The sequence below is a fragment of the Streptomyces sp. NPDC006372 genome (assembly GCF_040612515.1).
GTDB lineage: Bacteria > Actinomycetota > Actinomycetes > Streptomycetales > Streptomycetaceae > Streptomyces.
Map to the genome: position 1 here is coordinate 86,276 of NZ_JBEXQJ010000024.1, position 26,826 is coordinate 113,101.

Here is a 26,826-nt window from a genome sequence, read left to right on the forward strand (position 1 = left end):
GGTACGGGAATGGCCTTACGGGATCTGTTTGTTAGCCTGGATGTGGCACCGGCCCGATCCAAGCCCCCGGGCCCAACCATCGTCGCTACGAGCGACCACTTGCCGCGAGGCGAGCATGGCGGGTCGGTGCCGCTTGACTTCCGAAAGAGACCCGCGTCCACGTGACGTGGGTCTCTTTTTGCTGTCCTGTTCCGCGAACAAAACGTTCGCAATAGAGGGCGGCTACCCGATACTCAGCGGTAGGTGCGACGATCGGACGGCACAACTCAGCGTCAGGTGAAAGCAGAGGAAGTCGGCCATGGCAACGGCGCCCAGCGTCTCCTACTCGATGACGGTCCGGCTGGAGGTGCCCGCGAGCGGAACCGCCGTCTCGCAGCTCACCACCGCCGTGGAGTCCTCCGGAGGCTCGGTGACCGGCCTCGACGTCACCGCGTCCGGTCACGAGAAGCTCCGTATCGACGTCACCATCGCGGCCTCGTCGACCGCGCACGCGGACGAGATCGTCGAGGAACTCCGCGGCATCGAGGGCGTCACCCTGGGCAAGGTCTCGGACCGGACCTTCCTCATGCACCTCGGCGGCAAGATCGAGATGGCGTCGAAGCACCCCATCCGCAACCGCGACGACCTGTCCATGGTCTACACGCCGGGCGTGGCCCGCGTCTGCATGGCGATCGCCGAGAACCCCGAGGACGCGCGCCGCCTGACCATCAAGCGCAACTCCGTTGCGGTCGTGACGGACGGCTCGGCGGTGCTGGGCCTGGGCAACATCGGCCCGAAGGCCGCGCTGCCCGTCATGGAGGGCAAGGCGGCCCTCTTCAAGCGGTTCGCCGGCATCGACGCCTGGCCGATCTGCCTGGACACCCAGGACACCGACGCCATCGTCGAGATCGTCAAGGCCATCGCCCCCGGCTTCGCCGGCATCAACCTCGAGGACATCTCCGCGCCCCGCTGCTTCGAGATCGAGGCCCGGCTGCGCGAGGCCCTCGACATCCCCGTCTTCCACGACGACCAGCACGGCACCGCGATCGTCGTCCTCGCCTCGCTCACCAACGCGCTGCGCGTCACGGGCAAGGCGATCGAGAACATCCGTGTCGTCATGTCGGGCGCCGGCGCAGCCGGTACGGCCATCCTCAAACTGCTGCTCGCCGCGGGCGTGAAGAACGCCGTCGTCGCCGACATCCACGGCGTCGTGCACGCCGACCGCGAGGACCTCGTGGACGCCGCCCCGGACTCGGCGCTGCGCTGGATCGCCGACAACACCAACCCCGAGGGCCTGACGGGCACGCTCAAGGAGGCCGTGCGCGGCGCCGACGTCTTCATCGGCGTCTCGGCCCCGAACGTCCTCGACGGCGACGACGTGGCCGCCATGGCCGAGGGCGCCATCGTGTTCGCGCTTGCGAACCCCGACCCTGAGGTCGACCCGGCAATCGCCCGTCAGACCGCGGCGGTTGTGGCCACCGGCCGCTCGGACTTCCCGAACCAGATCAACAACGTGCTGGTCTTCCCGGGTGTCTTCCGTGGTCTGCTGGACGCCCAGTCGCGCACGGTCAACACCGAGATGATGCTGGCCGCGGCCACGGCCCTCGCGGACGTGGTGACCGAGGACGAGCTGAACCCGAACTACATCATCCCGAGCGTCTTCAACGACAAGGTCGCGGGTGCGGTGGCCGGGGCGGTGCGCGAGGCCGCGAAGGCCGTGGGCGCGACGGCGGGCAGCCCGTCCGGCGTCTGAAAAACACGGTCGTGGCGGTCTGCGCGGGGTCCGGGGACGGTCGGTCCCCGGACTGTGAGTAACCCCACGGCGGCCGGGAGACCGGCGCGTCGCAAGACCCCCGTCAGCAGCGGAGCTATCGTGGCGCCAGGCTCAGGCCCTCTTTTCGTGTGACTCCTCCGGGGTGTTCTCACGACTCCTGCGGGTGCCGGATTGGCTTTCCCGCCGCAGGTAGAGGCAGGATGCCTCACTGGGCGCGAGGGTCTGACGACGGACCCGGATCCGGGGACTCCTAGAGGACCCTGGCAGCATCGGCTTCGATCTGACGCCTCAACGGCAAGATGAACACGGGAGTAACAACATGAACCGCAGTGAGCTGGTGGCCGCGCTGGCCGACCGCGCCGAGGTGACCCGCAAGGACGCCGACGCCGTGCTGGCCGCGTTCGCCGACGTGGTCGGCGACATCGTCTCCAAGGGGGACGAGAAGGTCACCATCCCCGGCTTCCTGACCTTCGAGCGCACCCACCGTGCCGCTCGCACCGCCCGCAACCCGCAGACCGGCGAGCCCATCCAGATCCCGGCCGGCTACAGCGTGAAGGTCTCCGCGGGCTCGAAGCTCAAGGAAGCGGCCAAGGGCAAGTAAGCGCCTGAGCGCGTGAGCGCGTAAGCGCCGGGCTGGCTGGCGCCGTGGGCGGCAGCGGGTGCGCGGTGGCTTGTCGCGCCCACGCGGCGGAGTCGCATATCGAATGGGACCCGCGCCCCCAGGGCGCCCCAGTAACGCCGATGGGGCGGTCACCCGAGTTCGGGTGACCGCCCCATCGGCGTATCGCGGTCCGGCTCAGCCGAGTGCCTTGCCGGGCAGCTCCACCTTCGCGCCCAGCTCCACGAGCTTCTCCATGAAGTTCTCGTAGCCGCGGTTGATGAGGCCGATGCCGTGGACGCGGGACGTGCCCTGGGCGGCCAGGGCCGCGATGAGGTACGAGAAGCCGCCTCGGAGGTCGGGGATGACCAGGTCGGCGCCCTGGAGCTTGGTGGGGCCGGAGACGACGGCCGAGTGGAGGAAGTTGCGCTGGCCGAAGCGGCAGTCGGAGCCGCCCAGGCACTCGCGGTAGAGCTGGATGTGGGCGCCCATCTGGTTCAGGGCCGAGGTGAAGCCGAGGCGGGACTCGTAGACCGTCTCGTGGATGATGGACAGGCCCGTGGCCTGCGTGAGGGCCACCACCAGCGGCTGCTGCCAGTCGGTCTGGAAGCCGGGGTGGACGTCCGTCTCCAGCGCGATGGACTTCAGCTGGCCGCCGGGGTGCCAGAAGCGGATGCCCTCATCGTCGATCTCGAAGGCCCCGCCCACCTTCCGGTAGGTGTTCAGGAACGTCATCATCGAGCGCTGCTGGGCGCCCCGGACGTAGATGTTGCCCTCGGTCGCCAGCGCCGCAGACGCCCAGGACGCGGCCTCCAGGCGGTCCGAGAGGGCGTGGTGGGTGTAGCCGCCGAGTTTGTCCACACCGGTGATGCGGATCGTCCGGTCGGTGTCCATCGCGATGATCGCGCCCATTTTCTGCAGCACGCAGATCAGGTCTTCGATCTCCGGCTCGACGGCCGCGTTGGACAGCTCGGTGACGCCCTCGGCGAGGACCGCCGTCAGCAGCACCTGCTCGGTCGCGCCGACGGACGGGTACGGCAGCCGGATCTTCGTACCGCGCAGCCGCTGCGGCGCCTCCAGGTACTGCCCGTCGGCCCGCTTCTCGATGGTCGCGCCGAACTGCCGCAGGACGTCGAAGTGGAAGTCGATGGGACGGCCGCCGATGTCGCAGCCGCCGAGGCCGGGAATGAAGGCGTGACCGAGACGGTGCAGCAGCGGGCCGCAGAACAGGATCGGGATACGGCTGGAACCCGCGTGGGCATCGATGTCAGCGACGTTCGCGCTCTCCACGCGCGTCGGGTCCATCACCAGTTCGCCGGGCTCGTCACCCGGACGGACCGTCACACCGTGCAGCTGCAGCAGACCCCGTACGACCCGTACGTCACGGATGTCCGGAACATTGCGCAGCCGACTCGGAGCGCTGCCCAGCAGCGCAGCGACCATGGCCTTCGGTACGAGATTCTTCGCACCGCGGACACGGATCTCGCCCTCGAGCGGGGTTCCGCCGTGGACAAGCAGGACATCGTCGTTGACGGTCATGAATCTCGCGTTCCGTGGAGTCGGGCAGGGGTCAGAAGGGAAAGGGTAATCGCCCACCACCCCCCTTCTGTAAGCCTGAGTCAGACCCAGCCACGTCATAGCTCTGTCACAACACGAACCGTTTCGTGCCGGGCACATGGGGTCACGGTCACTTTCGTGCGCTCCGAGCGCGCCGGTACGCCCTGAGCTGCGTTCACTCGCGTCCCCGCATTGCCGCCCCACGCGGAGGGAAGATGCGGGATCATGTCTGGCATGACCGAGGTGTCCTCGCTCACAGGGCGGTTGCTCGTGGCCACGCCCGCCCTGGCGGACCCGAACTTCGACCGTGCCGTGGTGCTGCTCCTCGACCACGACGAGGAGGGCTCCCTCGGTGTCGTCCTCAATCGGCCCACCCCGGTGGACGTGGAGGACATCCTGGAGGGCTGGGGGGATCTCGCCGGTGAGCCCGGCGTCGTGTTCCAGGGCGGACCCGTGTCGCTGGACTCGGCCCTCGGTGTCGCCGTCGTCCCCGGGGGCTCGGCCGGGGAGGCCGCCCCGCTGGGCTGGCGGCGGGTGCACGGGGCGATCGGTCTGGTCGATCTGGAGGCCCCGCCGGAGCTGCTGGCCTCCGCCCTCGGCTCCCTGCGGATCTTCGCCGGATACGCCGGCTGGGGCCCGGGCCAGCTGGAGGACGAGCTGGTGGACGGCGCGTGGTACATCGTCGAGTCGGAGCCCGGCGACATCTCCTGCCCCTTCCCGGAGCGGCTCTGGCGCGAGGTGCTGCGCCGCCAGCGCAGCGAGCTGGCGATGGTGGCCACCTATCCGGACGACCCTTCGCTCAACTGATGTCTGTGAGCTTCAGTACGCTTGGTTCTATGAGCACTCTCGAGCCCGAGCGCGGGACTGGTACGGGGACCCTCGTAGAGCCGACGCCGCAGACCTCCCACGGTGACGGTGACCACGAGCGCTTCGCCCATTACGTCCAGAAGGACAAGATCATGGCGAGCGCCCTCGACGGCACCCCCGTCGTGGCGCTGTGCGGCAAGGTCTGGGTGCCGGGCCGCGACCCGAAGAAGTACCCCGTGTGCCCCATGTGCAAGGAGATCTACGAGTCCATGGGCTCCGGGGACGACGACAAGGGCAAGGGCGACCAGTAACGCCTGCCCGCGCGACGTAGAGCCTCCAGGGTGCGTTTTGCGTGCCCTGGAGGCTTTTGTGCTGTCCGGACGTTGCGCGGGACGCGTCTGCCGGTCACAGAGTGGTTGAGACCTCTTGTGGGCGTGTTCATGCAGTCCCTAGCCTCCGGTGTGTTGTGCACAGCGAAACCTTCATTGCGCATGTTGCAACACTCCTTCGGAGGAACACTTCATGAAGCTGTCCGTCCGTTTTGTCGGCCTCACCGCACTGGCCGCTCTCCTGGCCACCGCCTGCGCACCCCAGACCTCCTCGAACTCCTCCTCCGACAAGGACGAGAAGAACGGCACGCTGCGCGTGTGGCTGTTCCAGGAGGTCGGCAACGCCCCCAAGCAGAAGGTCGTCGACTCGGTCGTCGCCGACTTCGAGAAGGCCCACGAGGGCACCGAGGTCCACGTCGAGTACATCCCGATCGACACCCGCGCCCAGCGCGTCAAGGCCGCCTTCAACGACCCCGACTCCGCTCCGGACGTCATGGAGTACGGCAACACCGACACGGCCGGCTACGTGAAGGACGGCGGACTCCTCGACGTCACGAAGGAGTTCGGCGACTGGAGCGAGGCGAAGGACACCGACCCGACCGCGAAGCAGTCGGTGACGGTGGACGGCAAGATGTACGGCGCCCCGTTCTACGTCGGCGTCCGCGCCCTGTACTACCGCACGGACGTCTTCGAGGAATTGGGTCTGGCCGTCCCGAAGACCATGGCCGAACTGGCCGGCACGGCCCGGAAGATACGCGCCGCCCGGCCCGACCTCTACGGGCTCGTGGTCGGCGGCGCCTACACCTACGGCGCGATGCCGTTCGTCTGGGCCAACGGTGGTGAGCTCGCGAACGGCAAGGGCGGTTCGTACGCCTCCGGCATCGACAGCCCCGAGGCCCAGAAGGGCATCGAGGAGTACACCGCGCTCTTCGGCGACGACAACTGTCCCGCCGCCAAGTGCGCCGGCATGGGCGGCAACGACACGGTCTCGGCGTTCGCCGCCGGCAAGGCCGGGATGGCGATCGGCGGCGACTTCAGCCACACCGCCGTCGAGGCCGGGAAGGTCAAGGGCAAGTACGCCGTCGTCCCGCTGCCGGGCGTGAAGTCCGGCTCGATCGCCCCCGCCTTCGCGGGCGGCAACAACGTCGGCGTCCTGAAGAGCACCTCGCACCGCACGCTCGCCGTCGAGCTCATGGAACGGCTCGCCTCCAAGAAGACGCAAGCGCGGCTGTTCGACGCGATGGGCTTCCTGCCGACCTTCACAGACGTACGGCAGCAGGCCGCGGCGAAGGAGCCGTTCGTGAAGCCCTTCGTGCAGACCCTCTCCGCCGGCACCAAGTTCGTCCCCGCGTCGCCCGCCTGGGCCCAGATCGACTCCTCCCTCGTCCTGCCGACGATGTTCCAGCAGATCATCAGCGGCAAGAAGGGCGTGCCCGCCGCCTCCGAGGACGCCGCGAAGAAGATGAACACCGCGTTCGGCTCCGCCGGGTGAGCCGGGTGAACGACGGTACTGAATCGGCGGGAGCCGACCTGGCGGGGACCGGCGCCGCCGGGGTCGATCCGCCTGCTGCCGGCTTGGCGGGAACCGCTCGGGCGGGGAGCGGTCCTGCCGGGAAGGTCTCGGCGGGAGCCGCGCGTGACCTGCCCGGCGGTCATGCGACGCCAGTTCCCGAGAGCGTCACCGCAGCGCCCGGCGTCCCGGCGGGGGAACGTACCGGCGAGGCCCGCGCCGAGGAGGACGGCGGTTCGCCGCGTCAGTCTTCTGCCACGGTCGTCGGCAAGGCGCGGAACGGGCGACCGGGGCCGCGTCGGGCCGCGCCCGGCAGATCCGTCGGCGCCTCCGCCGGCTCGACGCCGTGGCTGTATCTCGCGCCCGCACTCGTCGTGCTCGGCGGGCTGCTCGTCTACCCCGTCTACCAACTCGGCCTGATCTCGTTCTTCGAGTACACCCAGGCTCAGGTCAGTGGCGGGGAGCCGACCGCGTTCCGGGGGTTCGACAACTACGCCGAGCTGTTCGGGGATCCGCAGTTCTGGCAGGTCCTGCTCGCCACCGTGCTGTTCGCGGCGGCCTGTGTCGTCTGCACGCTCGCCGTCGGCTGCGCCCTCGCCGTGCTGCTCACCCGCGTACGGGCCGTACCGAGGCTCGCGCTGATGCTGGCGGCCATGGGCGCCTGGGCGACCCCCGCCGTGACCGGCTCCACCGTCTGGCTGTTCCTCTTCGACCCGGACTTCGGGCCGGTGAACCGGATGCTGGGCCTCGGCGATCACTCGTGGACGTACGGACGGCTCAGCGCCTTCTTCCTCGTCCTGCTCGAAGTGGTGTGGTGCTCCTTCCCGTTCGTGATGGTGACCGTCTACGCCGGTATCCGCGCCGTACCGGCCGAGGTCCTGGAGGCCGCGTCCCTCGACGGCGCCTCGCAGTGGCGCATCTGGCGCTCCGTACTCGCCCCGATGCTCCGGCCGATCCTGGTCGTCGTCACCATCCAGTCGGTCATCTGGGACTTCAAGGTCTTCACCCAGATCTACGTCATGACGAACGGCGGCGGCATCGCCGGCCAGAACCTCGTCCTCAACGTCTACGCCTACCAGCAGGCCTTCGCGTCCTCGCAGTACAGCCTCGGCTCGGCGATCGGCGTCGTGATGCTGCTGATCCTGCTCGCCGTCACACTGGTGTACCTGCGGCTGCTGCGCCGACAGGGGGAGGAACTGTGAATCTTCCACGCGCCCGGGTCCGTCGCCCGGGACGGCTGGCCGCCGAGGCCGCCGCCCTGCTGATCGCGGTCGTCGTCGCCTTCCCGCTGTACTGGATGGTCCTCAGCGCCTTCAAACCGGCCGGGGAGATCGAGTCGTCCGAGCCCCGGCCCTGGACTCTCGCTCCTTCTCTGGACGCCTTCCGGCGCGTCTTCGGGCAGCAGGAATTCGGCCGTTACTTCCTCAACAGCGTCGTCGTCGCGGGCTGTGTGGTGATCGCCTCCGCGCTCATCGCGTTTCTCGCCGCGACCGCCGTGACCCGATTCCGGTTCCGGCTGCGGACCACTCTGCTGATCATGTTTCTGATCGCCCAGATGGTGCCCGTGGAAGCCCTCACGATCCCTCTCTTCTTCCTGATGCGGGACTTCGGCCAGCTGAACACACTGGGCTCGCTGATCCTGCCGCACATCGCCTTCTCGCTGCCCTTCGCGATCTGGATGCTGCGGGGGTTCGTGAAAGCCGTTCCCGAGGCGCTGGAGGAGGCCGCGTACATCGACGGGGCGAGCCGGGCGCGATTCCTCTGGCAGATCCTTTTCCCGCTCGTCCTGCCGGGTCTCGTGGCCACCAGCGTGTTTTCCTTCATCTCCGCCTGGAACGACTTCCTGTTCGCCAAGTCGTTCATCATCAGTGACACCTCCCAGTCGACGCTGCCCATGGCGCTGCTGGTCTTCTACAAGCCGGACGACCCGGACTGGGGCGGCGTCATGGCGGCGTCCACGGTGATGACGATTCCGGTGCTGATCTTCTTCGTACTCGTGCAGCGACGGCTGGTGTCGGGGCTGGGCGGGGCGGTCAAGGACTGAAAGGCCTGATCTTCATGGATCTCATTCCGCTGCCTCACCGGATGGAGCGGGCCGAGGGCTTTCTTGAACTCGGCGACGGCTTCGGGATCGAGGCCGGGCCGGGCACCGAGGACACCGCGCGATGGCTGCGCGCGACGCTCGGCGCGGCGACCGGGCTCGCCCTGCCACCCAGGAAGGGGGACGAGTACGGCGTCCTCCATCTGTCCGTCCGGCCCGGCCTCGACGCCGAGGCCTACCGCCTGGTCGTCGCCCCCCATGGCGTCCATATCCAGGGCGGCTCGCCCGCCGGTGTCTTCTGGGGCGTTCAGACGATGCGGCAGCTTCTCGGCCACGAGGCCTTCCGGCGCGCGCCCCTTCCCGGCCGTACGTGGCGGCTGCCCCTGACCGAGATCCGGGACTCCCCCCGGTTCCGCTGGCGCGGTCTCATGCTCGACGTCGCCCGGCACTTCATGCCCAAGGAAGGCGTCCTGCGTTACCTCGATCTGATGGCCGCGCACAAACTCAACGTCTTCCACTTTCATCTGACGGACGACCAGGGCTGGCGCATCGAGATCGAACGGCACCCACGGCTCACGGAGATCGGGTCCTGGCGGGCGCGGACAAAAACCGGCCACCGGGCCTCGCCGCTGTGGGAGGAGAAGCCGCACGGCGGCTACTACACCCGGGACGACATCCGGGAGATCGTCGCGTACGCCGCCGAGCGGCACATCACCGTCGTCCCCGAAATCGACGTCCCCGGCCACTCGCAGGCCGCCATCGCCGCGTACCCGGAACTCGGCAACACCGACGTCATCGACACGACCGCCCTCTCCGTCTGGGACACCTGGGGAATCAACCCGAACGTACTCGCCCCCACTGACAACACCCTGCGCTTCTACGAGGGCGTCTTCGAGGAAGTGCTGGAGCTGTTCCCGTCGGAGTTCGTCCACGTCGGTGGTGACGAATGCCCGAAGGACCAGTGGCGGCGGTCCGGGAGCGCGCAGGCGCGCATCAGGGAACTCGGGCTCGCGGACGAGGACGAGCTCCAGTCCTGGTTCATCGGGCACTTCGACACCTGGCTCGCCGCGCGCGGGCGCAGGCTGATCGGCTGGGACGAGATCCTGGAGGGCGGGCTGGCCGAAGGCGCGGCCGTGTCCTCCTGGCGCGGCTACGCCGGAGGCATCGCCGCCGCCCGGGCCGGCCACGACGTGGTCATGTGCCCCGAGCAGCAGGTGTATCTGGACCACCGTCAGGACCCGGGCCCCGACGAGCCGGTACCGATCGGGTGGGTGCGCACCCTGGAGGACGTCTACCGTTTTGAGCCCGTTCCCCCGGAGTTGACGCCCGAGGAGGCCCGGCACGTGCTGGGCACCCAGGCCAACCTGTGGACGGAGGTGATGGAGGACGCCGCGCGCGTGGACTACCAGGCGTTCCCCCGGCTCGCCGCCTTCGCCGAGGTCGCCTGGAGCGCCCTGCCCGCCCCGGCGGAGCGGGACTTCGCCGGGTTCGAGCGCCGTATGACCGCCCACTACCGGCGCCTGGACGCCCTCGGCGTCGGCTACCGGCCACCCTCCGGCCCGCTGCCCTGGCAGCAGCGCCCCGGGGTGCTGGGCCGCCCGATCGACGGCCCGCCGCCCAGCCGGTGACGCCGGCCGTCGCGACCGAACAGCTCGAACAGGCCACGGAAAAAGCGCACAAGGGTCATCGAAAGTGCCAATCGGCATGCACGGGCGAACCTGTGCGAAAACGGACCATCTCCCCGGTGAGGTGGGCGAATGCCTCCTAGCGGACCCGTGTCTTCGGCTCTCGCCAAGATGTGCCAGAGTTGCCACGTCCGCCCTGTCAGCACGTACCGTACGGCAGCACAGGTGGGACCAGGTGGGGCAGCGGGAAGGGGCAGCCGGTTTGACCACGCACGCACCGCAGGCGGCGCAGGCCGTCACGCTGCCCACGACGCTGGACGAGGCCGTCGCGGCGCTCACCGCCGTGCCCGCCGCCGTGCCCGTCGCGGGCGGCACCGACCTCATGGCCGCCGTCAACTCCGGGCAGCTCCGGCCCGCCGCCCTGGTGGGGCTCGGCCGGATCAGCGAGATCCGCGGCTGGCAGTACCAGGACGGGCACGCGCTGCTCGGCGCCGGTCTCACGCACGCGCGCATGGGACGCCCCGACTTCGCGGCCCTGATCCCGGCGCTCGCCGCCGCCGCGCGCGCCGCGGGCCCGCCGCACATCCGCAACGCCGGCACCCTGGGCGGCAACATCGCCTCGGCCGCCCCCACCGGCGACGCGCTGCCGGTGCTGGCCGCGCTGGAAGCGACACTGATCGTCGCGGGCCCGGGCGGGGCCCGCCGGGAGATCCCGGTGTCGCACCTGCTGGCCGGGGTGGACATGCTGCGCGCCGGTGAACTCATCGGCTACGTGCGCCTGCCGCTGCTGCACGCCCCGCAGGTCTTCCTGAAGGCGACCGGCCGGACCGGCCCGGGGCGCGCGGTGGCGTCCGTCGCCCTGGTCCTGGACCCCGCGCGCCGGGGCGTGCGCTGCGCGGTGGGCGCCATAGCGCCGATGCCGCTCCGGCCCCTGGAGGCCGAGGAGTGGGTCGGCCGGCTCATCGACTGGGACAACAACCGCGCGCTCGTGCCGGAGGCGCTCAGCGCCTTCGGGGAGTACGTCGCCGCGGCCTGCATCCCCGACGCGGCCCCTGCCGAGGACGGCTCCGTACCGCAGCTCCCGCCCGCCGTACTGCACCTGCGGCGCACCGTCGCCGCGCTGGCCCGACGAGCACTGGGGAGGGCGCTGTCGTGACCGACGACCAGCACGGAGAGGGCACGCCCCGGGGCGGGAGCCGCTGGGACCCGCTGCCCCAGGGCGAGTACGACGACGGCGCCACCGCCTTCGTCGAACTTCCCGAAGGGGGCGTCGACGCCCTGCTGGCCGCCCACAGTCCCCTCGCCGCGCCCGGCCACGGCTACGTACCGCCGCAGATAGCGGCCGACCCCGCCGCGACCGCGGGCACCGACCCGGCGGCCACGGGCTGGCCCGTACCCGGCGCGCCCGTCGACGGCGCCCAGTGGCACGACCCGCACACGGCGCACCAGCAGGGCCACGAGCACGGCGGGCACCAGCAGCAGTACGGCGCCGGAGAGCAGTCCTACGACGCGCCCTACGGCTCCGGTGCGCGGTACGGCTCCGGCGCGGGGGCGGGGCAGCACGGCGGGAACGACCGCTTCACGTACGACCCGGGAGCCACCGGGCAGTGGAACGTCGAAGAGGCCGCGTCGGCGGAGACCGCTCCCGGCCATGACGTGACCGGGCAGTGGTCCATCCCTGTCGCCGGGGGCGACCTCCCGGACGAGTCGGGCGAGTTCACCACCTCCTCGCTGGTCGAGCAGTGGGGCGGCACCCCGCCGCCCACGCTGCCGGGCGGCGCGCCCGCGCCGTGGGCGACACAGGCCGCGGGCCGGCCGTGGGGGCAGGACCCGGCGGCCCAGGAACAGCCCGGACCGGGCCACCCACACGAGCACGGCCATGAGCACGGCTACGAGCACGGAGGGCCGGAGGGCGCCGGACCGACCTCCGGATACGCCCCGGAGCAGCCGCACGCCGCGCCCCTCCCGCAGGAGACGGACCCGGCGGCCGGTCATGCCCCGGAAGAGCACGGGAGCACCGGTCACGCGCCGGGCGGCGGCCACCTGCCGCAGCCGTACGAGAACGCCGACGCCGGCCACGCGCCCGAGACGCCCGGGTACGCCGGTCACGGGCCGGAGATGCCCGGCGCCGAGCACACCCACCAGCCGTCCGACGGTGCCGGTCACGCGCCGGAACACCGGGCGGCCGGACACGCGACCGAGCCGACGACGACCGGACACGCACCGGAGCGGTCCGGCTTCCCCGGCCACGACGCCGAGCCCACCCACTTCACCGGCCACGGTCCGGAGCAGTCTGCTTTCGCCGACGGTGGTCCGGAGCAGTCTGCTTTCGCCGACGGTGGGCGGGAGCAGCCTGCTTTCACCGACGGCGGTCCGGAGCAGCCCGCTTTCACCGACGGCGGGCGAGAGCAGCCCGCCTACCCCGACCATGGGCCCGGCCATGGGCCGGAGTCTTCCGGCTTCCCCGGTCACGCGCCGGAGCCGACGGGCGTACGGGGTCACGGCCCGGAGCCGACGGGCGCCCCCGGTCATGCGCCGGAGCCCTCCGGCCCCGCCGGTGACCCGGCCGAGCACCCCGCTCGCTCCACCTCCTCGCCCCAGCCCTACGCCGAAGCCCCCGGCGACCCCGCCCCCGAGGCACACGCGGAGCCCGCCGTGCCGTCGGAGCCCGCCCAGGAGGCCTCACGGGGCGTCCACGGGCCCGGTGAGGCCTCGGAGGGCGCCACAGAGGTCCCAGAGGCCTCAGAGGCCCCAGCGGGCGCTGACGGCCCCGGCGAGCCGTCCGCCGGGCCCCTCCCGGCCGAGGCGGTCACGGACGCCGGATCCGAGGCCGTCGAGGCCGAGCCCTCGAACGACCCGGCCCCGGACGCCCCGTCACCGGACGACCCGGCCGCCCACCCCCACGAGGTCTCCCACGAGGCGTCCCACGACACGCCTCCCGCGATGCCGCAGGAGGAGCACCCCCTCGCCTCCTTCGTCCTGCGCGTCAACGGCGCCGAACGCCCGGTCACCGACGCGTGGATCGGCGAGTCCCTGCTGTACGTGCTGCGCGAGCGGCTCGGACTGGCGGGGGCCAAGGACGGTTGCTCGCAGGGTGAGTGCGGGGCGTGCAACGTCCAGGTCGACGGGCGGCTCGTCGCGTCCTGCCTGGTCCCGGCCGTGACCGCCGCCGGCAGCGAGGTCCGTACCGTCGAGGGCCTGGCCGAGGACGGGCAGCCGTCGGACGTGCAGCGGGCGCTCGCGCGCTGCGGTGCCGTGCAGTGCGGCTTCTGCGTACCCGGCATGGCGATGACCGTGCACGACCTCCTGGAGGGCAACCCGGCGCCGACCGAGCTGGAGACCCGCCAGGCGCTGTGCGGCAACCTGTGCCGCTGCTCCGGCTACCGGGGCGTGGTGGACGCCGTGAAGGAGGTCGTCGCCGAGCGCGAGACGCACGCCGCCCCCGCCGACGGCACCACCGACGAGCCCCGTATCCCGAACCAGGCGGGCCCCGGGGCGGGCGGCGTCAACCCGTCGGCCTTCGGCCTGCCCCCGGGAGCGCACGCTCCGGACGCACACTCCCCAGACCTCGATGACCAGCCCTACGGCCAGGACGGAGGCCCGGCGTGACCGACGAAGCCACCACCACGCAGGCCGCGGAGGCCGCCCCGGCCCCCGAACCGCTGCCGCACGGCCTCGGCGTCTCCCTCCCGGCCGCCGACACCCGCGCCAAGACGGAGGGCACCTTCCCGTACGCCGCCGACCTGTGGGCCGAGGGCCTGCTGTGGGCGGCCGTACTGCGCTCACCGCACCCGCACGCGCGCATCGTCTCCATCGACACCACCCACGCGCGCGAGATGCCCGGCGTACGCGCCGTCGTCACCCACGAGGACGTCCCCGGCAGCCCGTTGCACGGCCGCGGCAGGGCCGACCGCCCGGTCTTCGCATCCGAGGTCGTACGCCACCACGGCGAGCCCATCGCCGCCGTGGCCGCCGACCACCCGGACACCGCGCGGATGGCGGCCGCCGCCGTCATCGTCGAGTACGAGGTGCTCGACCCGGTGATCGACCCGGAGCAGGCCTTCGAGGCCGAGCCGCTGCACCCCGACGGCAACCTGATCCGGCACATCCCGCTGCACCACGGCGACCCGGAGGCGGCCGGCGAGATCGTCGTCGAGGGCCTGTACCGCATCGGCCGCCAGGACCCCGCGCCCATCGGCGCCGAGGCGGGCCTGGCCGTACCGCGCCCGGACGGCGGCGTGGAGCTGTACCTCGCCTCCACCGACCCGCACAGCGACCGCGACACGGCCGCCGCCGCCTTCGGCCTGGAACCCGAGCGGGTGAAGGTCGTCGTCACCGGCGTCCCCGGCGCCACCGCCGACCGCGAGGACCAGGGCTTCCAGCTCCCGCTCGGGCTGCTGGCCATGCGGACGGGCTGCCCGGTGAAACTCGCCGCCACGCGCGAGGAGTCCTTCCTCGGCCACGTCCACCGGCATCCCACCCTGCTGCGCTACCGCCACCACGCCGACGCCGAGGGCAGACTCGTCAAGGTCGAGGCGCAGATCCTGCTCGACGCGGGCGCCTACGCCGACACCTCCGCCGACGCCCTGGCCGCCGCCGTCGGGTTCGCCTGCGGCCCGTACGTCGTCCCGAACGCCTTCATCGAGGGCTGGGCCGTACGCACCAACAACCCGCCCTCCGGCCACGTACGCGGCGAAGGGGCCATGCAGGTCTGTGCCGCCTACGAGGCGCAGATGGACAAGATCGCGAAGAAACTCGGCATCGACCCGGCCGAGGTACGGCTGCGCAACGCCATGGCGACCGGCGACGTCCTCCCGACCGGCCAGACGGTGACCTGCCCCGCCCCGGTCGCCGAACTCCTCCAGGCGGTACGGGACTTCCCCCTCCCGCCGCTGCCCAAGGACACCCCCGAGGAGGACTGGCTGCTGCCCGGCGGCCCCGAGGGCGCGGGCGAACCGGGCGCGGTGCGCCGGGGCGTGGGCTACGGCCTCGGCATGGTGCACATGCTGGGCGCCGAGGGCGCGGACGAGGTCTCCACGGCGACCGTGAAGGTCCACGACGGTGTGGCGACGGTGCTGTGCGCGGCCGTCGAGACCGGCCAGGGCTTCACGACCCTCGCCCGGCAGATCGTGCAGGAGACCCTCGGCATAGACGAGGTGCACGTGGCGCCGGTCGACACCGACCAGCCCCCGGCGGGCGCGGCCTGCCACGGCCGGCACACCTGGGTGTCGGGCGGTGCGGTGGAGCGCGCGGCCAAGATGGTCCGCACCCAGCTCCTGCAGCCGCTCGCCCACAAGTTCGGCATGTCCACGGAGCTGCTCCAGATCACCGACGGCAAGATCACGTCGTACGACGGGGTCCTCTCGACGACCGTCTCCGAGGCGCTGGACGGCAAGGAACTGTGGGCCACCGCCCAGTGCCGCCCGCACCCCACCGAGCCGCTGAACGAGGCCGGTCAGGGTGACGCCTTCGTCGGCATGGCCTTCTGCGCGATCCGCGCGGTGGTGGACGTCGACATCGAGATCGGCTCCGTACGGGTCGTGGAACTGGCCGTCGCGCAGGACGTGGGGCGGGTCCTGAACCCGACCCAGCTGGCCGCCCGGATCGAGGCGGGCGTGACCCAGGGCGTCGGCATCGCGCTCACCGAGAACCTCCGCACGCCACGCGGCCTGATCCGCCACCCCGACCTGACCGGCTACGCCCTCCCGACGGCCCTGGACGTGCCCGACATCCGCATCGTCCGGCTGGTCGAGGAACGGGACGTGGTCGCCCCCTTCGGGGCGAAGGCGGCGAGCGCCGTACCGGTGGTGACCTCCCCGGCGGCCGTCGCCTCCGCCGTACGCGCCGCCACGGGCCGCCCCGTGAACCGCCTGCCGATCCGCCCCCAGGCAGCGGTGGTCACGGAACGGGCCTGATGTCCCTCCCGGGAGGGATCGTTCTCGTCACCGGCGTCATGGCGGCCGGCAAGTCGACGGTCGCCCAGGCACTGGCGGAAGCCCTGCCGAAGGCGGCCCACGTCCGCGGGGACGCGTTCCGCCGCATGATCGTCTCAGGCCGGAAGGAGTACGTCCCCGGCGCGGACGACGAGGCGCGGTCTCAACTCCTCTTGCGCTACCGTCTGTCGGCGGCGACGGCGGACGGGTACGCCCGGGCCGGGTTCACGGCCGTCGTACAGGACGTGGTGCTGGGCGAGGACCTGACGACGTACGTCGGCCTGGTGCGCACCCGCCCGCTGCACGTGGTGGTCCTCGCGCCGAGCCCCGAGGCGGTGACCGCACGGGAGACGGAGCGGCCGAAGACGGGATACGGCGCCGGCTGGACCGTCGAGGCGCTGGACGAGGCGCTGCGTACGGAGACACCTCGGATCGGACTGTGGCTGGACACCTCGGAGCTGACGGTGGGACAGACGGTGGAGAAGATCCTCACGGAAAGGGAACGCGCGAGGGTCGCCTGAGCGTCTCGTGAGGAGAGGCCACTGTTCGGTCCGGGGCGTTGTCAGTGGTCGGGCGTAGTGTTCTGGGCAGTGGGGGACGGCTGCCGGGCATCGCCGGGCGGTCCGCCGTGCTCCGCCAGGGGACGGTGAGCAAGCACATGCGGGGGAGCCCATGAGTACGACCGACGCCGGTACCGCGGTGATCACCCTGACCGAGGCCGAGCTGGACCCGTGGGTGACGCACGCGTCCACGCGGCACTGGCTGACCGGCCCCGGACTGCCCTCCGGGAACGGCGTGGTGAGCTTCACCGAGCTCCGCCGCGACGGCCTGCGGAGCGTGGCGGACTCGACGGGCGACGTCCCTCCGGAAGGACTGCCGGCGGAGCTGCGCGAGCAGCTGGTGATAGGCGGACTGCTCGGCCCCGGCGGCCTGGAGACGGAGTCGGTCCTGCTGGACGGCGCGACGGGCGAGATCTCGACGACGTACTTCCTGCACGACCGCCCCGACCTGATGGACCGCCGCCCGCTGGCCCCCTCGCTGCGCACGCTGGTCCGCTTCGCCGAGGCGACGGACGAACTGGCGGGCCTGCGCGGCCAGTTCGCCTCCTACGCCGGCCGCTACGGCCCGAAGGCGGTCGCGGAGGCCTCCCAGCACCTGCTCTCGGTCTTCCGCGACGGGACGGACGGCGAACCGGCCCCGTTCTGGAAGATGGCGGCCCTGATCCGCCCCCTGTCGCTGGTGGCCGGCCGGGGCGGCGCGTCAGGCCTCGCCCTGGACCTCCCGCACCGCCTCCTGGACCAGGAGTTCGGCCCCGGCAAGGTCGCCCGCTTCGAGGACGTCGACTTCCCCACCACCCTCACCCACCAGCCGACCCGCCGCTTCCTGCGCGAGGTCGGCCTCCCGGAGGACGCCCACGTCTTCTCCCTGGACACGGACGTCCCCCTGGCGACGCTCGCCGAGTACTACGCCGACACCGACGTCCCGGCGGAACTCCCCGCCGGAGCCCACCGCCTGATCCGCCTCGGCCACCTGGTCGAGGACAACAGCCTGGTCGTCGACGGCGAGACGGGCGCGGTCCTGAACTGGAACGAACCCGACGCGACACTGCACCCCCTCAACACGGACGTCTCGACCCTCGCCTTCACCCTCTGGCTGCTGCACCGCGAGCGCGCGATAGACGCCCAGTCGTCCCACGAGCTGACGACCGACACCTACGACCAGCTGGCCATGACGATGCTCCAGGTCCTGTCGACGGTGGACCCCACGGGCGTGACGGCGGGCAGACCGGTCCGCCACTACTGGACGGACGCGTTCCAGGACGAGGCGGGCGGGGTGCTCTGACGCCCTGCCGTCAGGCGGACTTGGAGGCGCTGCGGCGGCGTACGGCGAAGACCAGACCGCCACCGAGCACCGCGGCGGCGGCCGCGGCACCGGCGAGGAGCGGGGTGCCGTCGGAGCCGGTGGAAGCGAGGTTGCCGCCGGTGGTGCTGCCGCTCGTGCTGCCGGTGGAGGCGCCGCCGGTCGAGGTACCGGGCGAGGTCGATGCCGAGGCGGAGGCCGTGGCCCCCGTGCCGCCGACGGCCTGGCCCTCCGGGTCGTTGCCGTTCCCTCCGTTGCCCGAACCGCCGTCGGAGGCACCGTCCGAGGGGCTCGGCCCGGGCTCGTTGTCGCTCGGCAGGTCGATGCTGATCAGAGCGGTGTTGTTGGCGCGGTTCCTGTCGTACTTGGGAGCGATGTCGTAGACGGACGACGCCTTGATCTCGCCCTCGGTGTCCTGCGCGGACTTCTTGATCTTCAAGGTGAAGGTGTACATCAGGGACTGGCCGACGTCGAGGGTCCCGTCCTGCGGCCAGCAGACGTACTTGGGCTCGCCCGTGGTCCCCTGCGGTCCGCTCGGCCCGTCGATCCCGAACGGCGCGCAGTCCTTGGGCACGCCGACGGCGACGGTGCCCGGCGGGATCTGCACCAGCAGGCCCGGGAGGTCGTCGCTCTCCTGGTTCTGCACCCAGCCGGGTCCGTCGTTGCGCAGGGTCGCCGTGACCGACTGCTCCCCGCCCGCCAGCGCCTCCATCTCCTCACCGACCGCGACCAGATCGGCGGTGTTGTCCGCGGTCAGGGTGAGCCGTCGGTAGCTGTCGTCGAATCCCTCGCCCGGGGCGTCACCGGTCGCGCTCGTGCCGTACTCGACGGACTCCATCAGGGCCTTGTCCAGGGCCTTGAAGCGGACGGGCGTGGTGACGGAGGCGCCCGGTGCGATCACCGTGTCGAGTTCGCAGAGTGCCTGCCGTACCTGGTCCTCGACGGTCGAGTAGGTGCAGCCCTTGACCTGCTCGGGGAAGTCGAGGCCACGCGTCAGACGCACCCGGAAGGTGACCCCGTCCACGGCGGCCGTGCCCTTGTTGGTGAGGGTGACGGACTTGTCGTAGACCTCACCCGGCTTGGGAGTCGCGGACGGCAGGGCCGACACGACCAGCTCGGGCTCGCCGCCCTCCGCGTGCGCCAGGGGCGCGGCGACAGCGGGACCGGCGACGGCGATCACGGCAGCAGCCAGGACGGCTGCCGAAGGGCGGAGGTGCACGGTGATTCTCCTCGTCGGATTCCTCGTCGGCCCCGGGAGGCACGACGACCGGAGCGTGGGCTACCGGTCATGTTCTGGACATCCGAGAGGCGCTTGAGGTTGTGCGGGACTTCTCCCGGGCCGGACATCGCCTGGTGCGCCGTTCCGGGTGCTCGGCGGATTGCCCCGTTGCGCCCTGAACGCGCCCTTCCGCGCCCCTGAACTCCCGCACATGCTCGGGGTCATGGGGGACACAGACCAGTCGAGCATCATCCCGTTACCAGGCCCCGACGGACACCGGCAGCGGCCCCCTGATGCGCCGCGGCCGTGGGAGAACGCCGACCGGGCACAGGCCGCGACGGAAGGCGCCGCCGGGCCCGAGCCGCCCGCCCCGCCCGAATGCCCCCACTGCGGGCTGACCGGTGAGCGGCACGTCACCTACTACGGCACGCATGTCCTTCTCGAACCGGGCATGCCGGTACCCGCGCACATGGTGCCCGCATGGCACCGCTGGTACGTGGACTCGGACGGCACGGCGTGGAACAGCCGCGAGGACGAGCCCGCACCCGGTGCGGTGTGCCGCGTCCCGCATCGCATCGCCTGCCCCGGTCTGAGCCCGGAGGAGGCGGGCATCTGGCGATGGCTGGACGCCGTACGCGCGGAAAACGCGCGCAGGGCACGCCGGAAGGCCGACGGCGACACCGACCCGCCGGCACTCCCGAACGCGGGCTGACGCCGCTAACCCGTACCAGGTGGCGGCCCGGGGCCCCCGGCGCCATCACCAGCCGGCCCGCCGCATCAAGTGACGGAGTCGGGCTGCTCGATCGGCCGCCGCCACCACTCCGTGGATTTGAAGCAGCCCATCAGCCAGTGTGCTTCCGCGATGTCGAGGATGACTTGGCCGACCGACGGGATCGGCCCGAAGTGGAGCATCCCCTCCTGGATGTGCACCGGCTCCCAGTCGAGATCGTGGTGGAGCAGGACCGCGTGGGCCTGGCCGCGGCGCTGCCAGAAGACCATGGGTTCGTAGACCTCGTTCTCGAAGGGTTTGACTATGTCGTCCGGGGCGAATTCGACATCGGCCATGTCTGCCCACCTTCCGACTCCCTCGCGTTCCCGGGCCAGGTAGTGCCGCATGCCCTGCACGAACGCGTTGAGGCTCGCGTCATCGAGAACGGAATCCCGGGAGACGACGATGGACTTCGCCGTTTTGCGCAACGCCCTGGCTCGACGAAGTTGACGGGTCGCATTGGCCCAGAAGAGGCCGCCCCTCTCGGCATCGTGGACTACGCACAGCACGGGCAGGGTGCCATCGCGCCAGTTGTCTCCGTGATCGCCGACGGGGACGCGGTGCCCGCGCCTGGTCCGAGTCGAAACCCCGCCCTTGACTTGTATGGCAACGGAATCCTCTGTCCGCTGCCCGTTCTGGACGAAGGTGACGTGCAGATCCTCGCCGTGGTCGTTACCACCATCGATCTCCTGCACGATGTGACCGTGCCGCTCCAGCAGAGCACGCAGCTCGTTCACCGCCATGCGTCCGATGCGGCGGCTCTCCGGCACCCTCGGCATCGATCCCCCTCAAGTCGTGTGCGGATCAGGTTACGGCGAGCTACTGACACGCAGGCCGCCTTTGGGGACGACTGCCTGGAGACCGAAGGCGGTGTTCAGAGGTGTCGGATGGACGACGCCGGAGACGGAAACCGAGACGGACGACAGCAGGGCGGCACCCTGTATAGGGGTGCCGCCCTGTTGTTCACCTGTTCAGGCTGTAGAGGCCGTGGCGGGATTCGAACCCACGTAACTCGCTTTGCAGGCGAGCCCCTGAACCACTCGGGCACACGGCCGGGCCGAGTACGAACCACTTGGCACACGGCCGTGTTTGAACTCGGTGTAGTGACCGTAGGCCGGGGTGGGGTGGGGCTCAAGGGCGACTGGCGGGCTGCAATGTGACTGCCACACGCAGTTCATGAAGGGCGCCCGGCCGAGCGGAGGGGCGTACGACCAAGGTCTCAGGCGGGGACCGTCTCGGGACAGGGGTCATAGCGGCCCGTGGACCTTACGCTGACGGGCATGACCGTCCCTGAGCCGCGTGACGCCGAAGTAGTGGAGGCCGCTGAACTGCCCTCGGACGCCGAGGGGGAGACAGGGGTACTGGGGGCGGCGTACCGGGCGTTGAGCGTCGGGATCGTCTCCGTCGTCCTGCTCATCGCCTTCGAGGCGACCGCCGTGGGGACGGCGATGCCTGTCGCGGCCCGGGAACTGGACGGGGTGTCCCTGTACGCGTTCGCGTTCTCCGGGTATTTCACGACGAGTCTGTTCGGGATGGTGCTCTCCGGGCAGTGGTCGGACCGGCGCGGGCCACTCGGGCCGTTGACGACGGGCATCGCCTCCTTCGGGGCGGGGCTGCTGCTGTCCGGGACCGCCGGGTCGATGTGGGTGTTCATCCTGGGGCGGGCCGTGCAGGGGTTCGGCGGCGGGCTGGTGATCGTCGCGCTGTACGTCGTCGTCGGGCGGGCCTACCCGGAGCGGCTGCGGCCAGCCATCATGGCCGCGTTCGCCGCGAGCTGGGTGCTGCCGTCGATCGTCGGCCCGCTCGCCGCCGGCACGGTGACCGAGCACTTGGGGTGGCGGTGGGTGTTCACCGGGATACCCGTGCTCGTCGTCTTCCCGCTCGCGCTCGCACTGCCGCAGATACGGCGGCGGGCGTCCGGACCGGCGGGACACACCGCTGCGAAGCCCGCCTCGGAGGAGAGACCCGCCCCGGCGGATCTGCCCGCCCCCGCGGAACGGACCGCCCTCGCCGACCGGCCCATCACGCCTGCCCCGTCGCAGACGACCGGTCAGCCCGCCCCGGCGAACAACCCACCCGCCTCCCTCGACCGCCGCCGCATCCGCCTCGCCCTCGCCATCTCGCTCGGCGCCGGACTGCTCCAGTACGCCGCCCAGGACCTGCGCCCGCTCGCGCTCCTGCCCGGCGCCGCCGGACTCGCCCTGCTGGTGCCGGCCGTGCTCGGGCTGCTGCCGAAGGGCACCTACCGGGCCGCTCGCGGACTGCCCTCCGTCGTGCTGCTGCGCGGCGTCGCCGCCGGGTCCTTCATCGCCGCCGAGTCGTTCGTGCCGCTGATGCTGGTGACTCAGCGCGGGCTCAGTCCGACACTGGCCGGTTTCTCGCTCGCCGCGGGCGGCGGGACGTGGGCGCTGGGCTCATGGCTGCAGTCGCGGTCGCGCGTCGAGCCGTACCGGGAGCGGTTGACGACCGTCGGCATGCTGCTGGTGACGGCGGCCATCGCCACGGCCCCGAGTGTGCTGATCGACTCCGTGCCCGTCTGGACCCTGGCGGTCGCCTGGGCCTTCGGCTGCTTCGGGATGGGCCTCGTCATCTCCTCCACTAGCGTCCTCCTGCTCAAACTCTCCGCCCCCGAGGAGGCCGGCACCAACTCCGCCGCCCTCCAGATCTCCGACGGCCTCTCCAACGTCGTCCTGCTCTCCGCGGGCGGCGCCGCCTTCGCCGCGCTGGGCGGCGGCACCCTGTCCCACACGACCACCCACACATCCGGCTCCCACCCGGCCGCCTTCACCGCGGTGTTCCTGCCGATGGCGGCGGTGGCGCTGGTGGGGGCGTGGGTGTCGACGCGGTTGAGGGGACGGCGACGGTGATCCTGCGATCCGGTCGACCGCGGACGGTGACGGGGGAGCTGTGACGTCGGTCCCACCCACAGGTGACGTGGCCCGGTCCGCGCGTTGACGGGCTCGGGGCGCCGGTAGGGTGGCCCGGTTGTCATACGTAGCCGAGCCGTCAGGCTCCCTCGCACGAGCCGCCCGACCCCCAACGGAGACCGTGACTACCACCGCCGGCACCAGTTCCGCCTCGCACCACCTGTCCCCGGCGTTCCCCGGCCGCGCCCCCTGGGGTACCGCAAGCAAGCTGCGCGCCTGGCAGCAGGGCGCCATGGAGAAGTACATCCAGGAGCAGCCGCGGGACTTCCTGGCGGTCGCCACCCCGGGCGCCGGCAAGACGACCTTCGCGCTGACGCTCGCGTCCTGGATGCTGCACCACCACGTCGTCCAGCAGGTGACGGTGGTGGCGCCGACCGAGCACCTGAAGAAGCAGTGGGCCGAGGCCGCGGCCCGCATCGGCATCAAGCTCGACCCGGAGTACAGCGCCGGGCCGCTCGGCCGGGAGTACCACGGGGTCGCCGTGACGTACGCGGGTGTCGGCGTCCGGCCCATGCTGCACCGGAACCGGGTGGAGCAGCGCAAGACGCTCGTCATCCTCGACGAGATCCACCACGCCGGTGACAGCAAGTCCTGGGGCGAGGCCTGTCTCGAGGCCTTCGAACCGGCAACCCGGCGGCTGGCCCTGACCGGTACGCCCTTCCGGTCCGACACCAACCCCATCCCCTTCGTCACGTACGAGGAGGGCAACGACGGCATCCGCCGGTCCGCCGCCGACTACACCTACGGCTACGGCAACGCGCTCGCCGACAACGTCGTGCGGCCCGTCATCTTCCTCTCCTACAGCGGCAACATGCGCTGGCGCACCAAGGCCGGTGACGAGATCGCCGCGCGACTCGGCGAGCCCATGACGAAGGACGCCATCAGCCAGGCCTGGCGGACCGCCCTCGACCCGCGCGGTGAGTGGATGCCGTCCGTGCTGCGCGCCGCCGACCAGCGCCTGACCGAGGTCCGCAAGGCCATCCCGGACGCGGGCGCCCTCGTCATCGCCTCCGACCAGGACTCGGCGCGTGCGTACGCCAAGCTCATCCGGGAGATCACCGGCGACAAGGCGACCCTCGTGCTGTCGGACGACTCCGGGGCCTCCGAGCGGATCGACGAGTTCAGCGCCAGCAACGACCGGTGGATGGTCGCGGTGCGGATGGTGTCCGAGGGCGTCGACGTGCCGCGGCTCGCGGTCGGCGTGTACGCCACCACCATCTCGACCCCGCTCTTCTTCGCCCAGGCCGTCGGGCGTTTCGTACGGTCCCGGCGGCGCGGCGAGACCGCCTCCGTGTTCCTGCCGACCGTGCCCGACCTGCTCTCCTTCGCCAACGAGATGGAGCGCGAGCGCGACCACGTCCTCGACAAGCCCAAGAAGCAGGGCGAGGAGGACCCGTACGCCGAATCCGAGAAGGAGATGGAGGAGGCGAACAGGGAGCAGGACGAGGACACCGGCGAGCAGGAGCAGTTCTCCTTCGAGGCGCTGGAGTCCGAGGCCGTCTTCGACCGGGTCATGTACAACGGCGCCGAGTTCGGCATGCAGGCCCACCCGGGGAGTGAGGAGGAACAGGACTACCTCGGCATTCCCGGGCTGCTGGAGCCCGACCAGGTCCAGCTGCTGCTGCAGAAGCGGCAGGCCAAGCAGATCTCCCACAGCCGCAAGAAGCCGGACGCGGAGGCCGACCTGCTCGAAGTGCCCGCCGAGCGGCGGCCGGTGGTCTCCCACAAGGAGATGATGGAGCTGCGCCGGCAGCTCAACACGATGGTCGGCGCGTACGTCCACCAGAGCGGCAAGCCGCACGGCGTGATCCACACGGAGCTGCGGCGCGTGTGCGGGGGGCCCGCGGCGGCTGAGGCTACGGCGGGGCAGTTGCGGCAGCGGATCGCCAAGGTGCAGGAGTGGGCTACGCGGATGAAGTGACGCCGCCGTCCCCTGCGGGTGGGGCGTGCGCATACCGCCGCATATTCGAGCAGTCCGCCCCGTCCCGTGCCCGGATTCTGGACGGAGCCTTCCGCTCAGCGAACCCCCTTCGCTACTGTCCGGCTACGCACACGCCCCGTGGCAGCGCCGCCGCGGAGCGCAGCCGTGAAGCGACGCGGTCCGGACAGGCCGGGCCGCCGGCCGATGGGCGGCCTCTGAAGCGCGTTGCCGACGGGACTCGGTGACGCATCCGCCGCCAGAGGGCCGCCGACCTCACCACTAAGGAGTGGGCGTCGTGACCGCGGAGACCTCTCAGACGCTCGACCGGGGACTACGTGTCCTCAAGCTGCTCGCCGACACGGACCACGGGCTGACCGTGACCGAGCTCTCCCTCCGGCTGGGTGTGAACCGGACCGTCGTGTACCGGTTGCTCGCCACGCTGGAACAGCACGCGCTCATACGCCGTGACCTGGGCGGACGTGCCCGGGTCGGGCTCGGCGTGCTGCGTCTGGGCCGGCAGGTCCATCCGCTGGTGCGGGAGGCGGCGATGCCGGCGCTGCGGTCGCTCGCCGAGGACATCGGCGCGACCGCACACCTGACGCTGGTCGACGGTGCGGACGCGCTGGCCGTGGCCGTGGTGGAGCCGACCTGGACGGACTATCACGTCGCCTACCGGGCCGGGTTCCGGCACCCCCTGGACCGGGGCGCCGCGGGAAAGGCGATACTCGCGGCCCGGCAGCACTCGATGGCGGACCCGGGCTACACCCTGACGCACGGGGAACTGGAGGCCGGGGCCTGCGGGGCGGCGGCCCCGTTGCTGGGGGTGACCGGCGTGGAGGGGAGCGTGGGCGTGGTGATGCTGGCGGACGTGGTGCCGGAGCGGGTGGGGGAGCGGGTCGTCGAGGCGGCACGGGAGGTCGCGGAGGCGTTGAGCTGACGTCCGCGGAGCCGCCGGTCAGGCCCTCGTGGACCTGGTCCGGACCGGATCCGGCCCCCGCGTTAGATTGATCCCGTGTTCTCTCGCCTCACGCGCCCCCAGGCCCTCGCCGTCTGCGCCCTGCCCGTCGTGGCCCTGATCGCCACGGCGGTGTTCGCGCCGTTGCCGTTCTCGGTGGCGCAGCCGGGGCTGACGGCGAACGTGCTCGGCAAGAACAAGGGCACCCAGGTGATCACCATCTCCGGTGCGCCGGCCCGGGACACCCGCGGGCAACTGCGCATGACGACCATCGAGGCGACCTCCCCGGACACCCGCGTCTCCCTTCCCGACGTCGTCGACAGCTGGTTCCGCAGCGACCGGGCGGTCATGCCGCGCGACTCCGTCTACCCGAGCGGGGACAGCGTCAAGGAGATCGAGCGGCACAACGAGGCACAGATGAAGGAGTCGCAGAACGCGGCGACCGACGCCGCGCTCGGCTACCTCGGCCTCGACGGCAAGGACGTCAAGGTCAGCCTGAAGCTCGCCGACGTGGGCGGGCCCAGTGCCGGGTTGCTCTTCTCCCTGGGCATCGTCGACAAGCTCGACGGGGACGGTACGGGTGGGGATCTCACGGGGGGCCGGGTCATCGCCGGTACCGGCACGATCGAAGCCGACGGCAAGGTCGGCGCGGTGGGCGGCGTCGCCCTCAAGACCCAGGCCGCGAGGCGTGACGGCGCGACGGTCTTCCTGGTCCCGAAGGCGGAGTGCGCCGACGCCCGCGCCGAACTGCCGAAGGGGCTGCGGCTGGTTCCGGTGACCAGCCTGAAGGGTGCGGTGAGTTCGCTGGTGGCTCTGGAGACCGGGAAGGGGTCCGTGCCCAGCTGTTAGGCAGTGGCCGGCTTGGGCGGTGTGGCGAGCTTCAGACCGACCTCTATGAGGGTCCAGCCGAGGCGCGTACGGAGGTCGTGGTTCCGGGTGACCGGGCGGGTGCCGGTCTCGGCGCGGAGTTCCGCGGCGCGGGCGTGGTGCAGGGCGAGGTGGATGTCCGGGTGCATGGGTTA

22 protein-coding genes and 1 tRNA gene are annotated in these 26,826 nt (G+C 71.4%); 18 read left to right on the forward strand and 5 right to left on the reverse strand.

The features are described from left to right. The first annotated feature begins 298 nt into the window (after positions 1 to 298). Positions 299 to 1,732, forward strand: a complete 1,434-nt coding sequence (locus ABZ016_RS29145; RefSeq protein ID WP_356919669.1) for an NAD-dependent malic enzyme — start codon at positions 299 to 301, stop codon at positions 1,730 to 1,732. Positions 1,733 to 2,072: 340 nt separating this feature from the next. Next, positions 2,073 to 2,354, forward strand: coding sequence for an HU family DNA-binding protein (locus ABZ016_RS29150; RefSeq protein WP_003990598.1), 282 nt, complete (start codon positions 2,073 to 2,075; stop codon positions 2,352 to 2,354). Between the two features lie 195 nt (positions 2,355 to 2,549). Here ABZ016_RS29150 and murA read toward each other — a convergent pair whose 3' ends face one another. Then, positions 2,550 to 3,890, reverse strand: a complete 1,341-nt coding sequence (murA, locus tag ABZ016_RS29155) for a UDP-N-acetylglucosamine 1-carboxyvinyltransferase (RefSeq protein ID WP_356919670.1) — start codon at positions 3,888 to 3,890, stop codon at positions 2,550 to 2,552. 252 nt (positions 3,891 to 4,142) lie between these two features. On the opposite strand from murA, the gene ABZ016_RS29160 reads away from it, so the two are divergent. From ABZ016_RS29160 to ABZ016_RS29210, 11 genes are all read left to right on the forward strand, one after another. Beyond that, entirely contained in the window at positions 4,143 to 4,715 is a 573-nt protein-coding gene (locus ABZ016_RS29160) for a YqgE/AlgH family protein (RefSeq protein ID WP_356919671.1), read from the forward strand. Between the two features lie 29 nt (positions 4,716 to 4,744). Then, a complete protein-coding gene (locus tag ABZ016_RS29165; protein ID WP_030241853.1) occupies positions 4,745 to 5,026 on the forward strand; it encodes a DUF3039 domain-containing protein in 282 nt (93 codons plus the stop codon). A 211-nt stretch (positions 5,027 to 5,237) separates the two neighbouring features. After that, complete coding sequence (locus ABZ016_RS29170; RefSeq protein ID WP_356919672.1) at positions 5,238 to 6,536, forward strand: extracellular solute-binding protein; 1,299 nt, start codon at positions 5,238 to 5,240, stop codon at positions 6,534 to 6,536. Between the two features lie 368 nt (positions 6,537 to 6,904). Further along, on the forward strand, positions 6,905 to 7,756 hold the full coding sequence (locus ABZ016_RS29175) for a sugar ABC transporter permease (protein ID WP_356919719.1): 852 nt from the start codon (positions 6,905 to 6,907) through the stop codon (positions 7,754 to 7,756). Continuing rightward, a complete protein-coding gene (locus ABZ016_RS29180; RefSeq protein ID WP_356919673.1) occupies positions 7,753 to 8,598 on the forward strand; it encodes a carbohydrate ABC transporter permease in 846 nt (281 codons plus the stop codon). Before ABZ016_RS29175 ends, ABZ016_RS29180 begins: the two co-directional genes overlap by 4 nt. Positions 8,599 to 8,612: 14 nt before the next feature. Further along, positions 8,613 to 10,223 (forward strand): beta-N-acetylhexosaminidase, encoded by a 1,611-nt coding sequence (locus ABZ016_RS29185; RefSeq protein WP_356919674.1) that lies wholly within the window; start codon positions 8,613 to 8,615, stop codon positions 10,221 to 10,223. 259 nt (positions 10,224 to 10,482) lie between these two features. After that, on the forward strand, positions 10,483 to 11,376 hold the full coding sequence (locus tag ABZ016_RS29190; RefSeq protein WP_356919675.1) for an FAD binding domain-containing protein: 894 nt from the start codon (positions 10,483 to 10,485) through the stop codon (positions 11,374 to 11,376). Continuing rightward, entirely contained in the window at positions 11,373 to 13,829 is a 2,457-nt protein-coding gene (locus ABZ016_RS29195; protein WP_356919676.1) for a 2Fe-2S iron-sulfur cluster-binding protein, read from the forward strand. The genes ABZ016_RS29190 and ABZ016_RS29195 overlap by 4 nt, the downstream gene beginning before the upstream one ends. Then, positions 13,826 to 16,135 (forward strand): molybdopterin cofactor-binding domain-containing protein, encoded by a 2,310-nt coding sequence (locus ABZ016_RS29200; RefSeq protein ID WP_356919677.1) that lies wholly within the window; start codon positions 13,826 to 13,828, stop codon positions 16,133 to 16,135. The genes ABZ016_RS29195 and ABZ016_RS29200 overlap by 4 nt, the downstream gene beginning before the upstream one ends. Further along, positions 16,135 to 16,674, forward strand: coding sequence for an AAA family ATPase (locus ABZ016_RS29205; RefSeq protein WP_356919678.1), 540 nt, complete (start codon positions 16,135 to 16,137; stop codon positions 16,672 to 16,674). The genes ABZ016_RS29200 and ABZ016_RS29205 overlap by 1 nt, the downstream gene beginning before the upstream one ends. 151 nt (positions 16,675 to 16,825) lie before the next feature. Then, positions 16,826 to 17,995, forward strand: coding sequence for an SUKH-4 family immunity protein (locus ABZ016_RS29210; RefSeq protein WP_356919679.1), 1,170 nt, complete (start codon positions 16,826 to 16,828; stop codon positions 17,993 to 17,995). Between the two features lie 10 nt (positions 17,996 to 18,005). Here ABZ016_RS29210 and ABZ016_RS29215 read toward each other — a convergent pair whose 3' ends face one another. Further along, entirely contained in the window at positions 18,006 to 19,232 is a 1,227-nt protein-coding gene (locus ABZ016_RS29215; protein ID WP_356919680.1) for an LPXTG cell wall anchor domain-containing protein, read from the reverse strand. A gap of 223 nt (positions 19,233 to 19,455) precedes the next feature. Between ABZ016_RS29215 and ABZ016_RS29220 the strand changes: the two genes are divergently transcribed. After that, positions 19,456 to 19,944, forward strand: a complete 489-nt coding sequence (locus ABZ016_RS29220) for a DUF6083 domain-containing protein (protein WP_356919681.1) — start codon at positions 19,456 to 19,458, stop codon at positions 19,942 to 19,944. A 65-nt stretch (positions 19,945 to 20,009) separates the two neighbouring features. Here ABZ016_RS29220 and ABZ016_RS29225 read toward each other — a convergent pair whose 3' ends face one another. After that, a complete protein-coding gene (locus ABZ016_RS29225; protein ID WP_356919682.1) occupies positions 20,010 to 20,744 on the reverse strand; it encodes a DUF4365 domain-containing protein in 735 nt (244 codons plus the stop codon). Between the two features lie 239 nt (positions 20,745 to 20,983). Further along, positions 20,984 to 21,055: transfer RNA gene (locus ABZ016_RS29230), tRNA-Cys, on the reverse strand. Between the two features lie 226 nt (positions 21,056 to 21,281). Between ABZ016_RS29230 and ABZ016_RS29235 the strand changes: the two genes are divergently transcribed. The 4 genes from ABZ016_RS29235 (at position 21,282) to ABZ016_RS29250 (ending at position 26,653) form a co-directional block, all read left to right on the forward strand. Then, entirely contained in the window at positions 21,282 to 22,868 is a 1,587-nt protein-coding gene (locus ABZ016_RS29235) for an MFS transporter (protein WP_356919683.1), read from the forward strand. Positions 22,869 to 23,049: 181 nt separating this feature from the next. Further along, positions 23,050 to 24,849, forward strand: coding sequence for a DEAD/DEAH box helicase (locus ABZ016_RS29240; protein ID WP_356919684.1), 1,800 nt, complete (start codon positions 23,050 to 23,052; stop codon positions 24,847 to 24,849). Between the two features lie 295 nt (positions 24,850 to 25,144). Further along, complete coding sequence (locus tag ABZ016_RS29245; protein WP_356919685.1) at positions 25,145 to 25,786, forward strand: helix-turn-helix domain-containing protein; 642 nt, start codon at positions 25,145 to 25,147, stop codon at positions 25,784 to 25,786. Between the two features lie 75 nt (positions 25,787 to 25,861). Next, on the forward strand, positions 25,862 to 26,653 hold the full coding sequence (locus tag ABZ016_RS29250) for a S16 family serine protease (RefSeq protein ID WP_356919686.1): 792 nt from the start codon (positions 25,862 to 25,864) through the stop codon (positions 26,651 to 26,653). Here ABZ016_RS29250 and ABZ016_RS29255 read toward each other — a convergent pair. Beyond that, positions 26,650 to 26,820 carry a hypothetical protein gene (locus tag ABZ016_RS29255; protein ID WP_356919687.1) on the reverse strand — a complete coding sequence of 57 codons (171 nt, stop codon included), beginning with the start codon at positions 26,818 to 26,820 and terminating at the stop codon, positions 26,650 to 26,652. The two genes, ABZ016_RS29250 and ABZ016_RS29255, sit on opposite strands and share 4 nt — an antisense overlap. Between the last annotated feature and the right edge of the window lie 6 nt (positions 26,821 to 26,826).

Bases quoted from the DNA above. Each gene is read 5' to 3' on its own strand.
- ABZ016_RS29145 (WP_356919669.1), top strand. From the start codon at position 299: ATGGCAACGGCGCCCAGCGTCTCCTACTCGATGACGGTCCGGCTGGAG.
- ABZ016_RS29150 (WP_003990598.1), top strand. From the start codon at position 2,073: ATGAACCGCAGTGAGCTGGTGGCCGCGCTGGCCGACCGCGCCGAGGTG.
- murA (WP_356919670.1), bottom strand. From the start codon at position 3,890: ATGACCGTCAACGACGATGTCCTGCTTGTCCACGGCGGAACCCCGCTC.
- ABZ016_RS29160 (WP_356919671.1), top strand. From the start codon at position 4,143: ATGACCGAGGTGTCCTCGCTCACAGGGCGGTTGCTCGTGGCCACGCCC.
- ABZ016_RS29165 (WP_030241853.1), top strand. From the start codon at position 4,745: ATGAGCACTCTCGAGCCCGAGCGCGGGACTGGTACGGGGACCCTCGTA.
- ABZ016_RS29170 (WP_356919672.1), top strand. From the start codon at position 5,238: ATGAAGCTGTCCGTCCGTTTTGTCGGCCTCACCGCACTGGCCGCTCTC.
- ABZ016_RS29185 (WP_356919674.1), top strand. From the start codon at position 8,613: ATGGATCTCATTCCGCTGCCTCACCGGATGGAGCGGGCCGAGGGCTTT.
- ABZ016_RS29205 (WP_356919678.1), top strand. From the start codon at position 16,135: ATGTCCCTCCCGGGAGGGATCGTTCTCGTCACCGGCGTCATGGCGGCC.
- ABZ016_RS29210 (WP_356919679.1), top strand. From the start codon at position 16,826: ATGAGTACGACCGACGCCGGTACCGCGGTGATCACCCTGACCGAGGCC.
- ABZ016_RS29220 (WP_356919681.1), top strand. From the start codon at position 19,456: ATGGGGGACACAGACCAGTCGAGCATCATCCCGTTACCAGGCCCCGAC.
- ABZ016_RS29225 (WP_356919682.1), bottom strand. From the start codon at position 20,744: ATGGCGGTGAACGAGCTGCGTGCTCTGCTGGAGCGGCACGGTCACATC.
- ABZ016_RS29235 (WP_356919683.1), top strand. From the start codon at position 21,282: ATGACCGTCCCTGAGCCGCGTGACGCCGAAGTAGTGGAGGCCGCTGAA.
- ABZ016_RS29255 (WP_356919687.1), bottom strand. From the start codon at position 26,820: ATGCACCCGGACATCCACCTCGCCCTGCACCACGCCCGCGCCGCGGAA.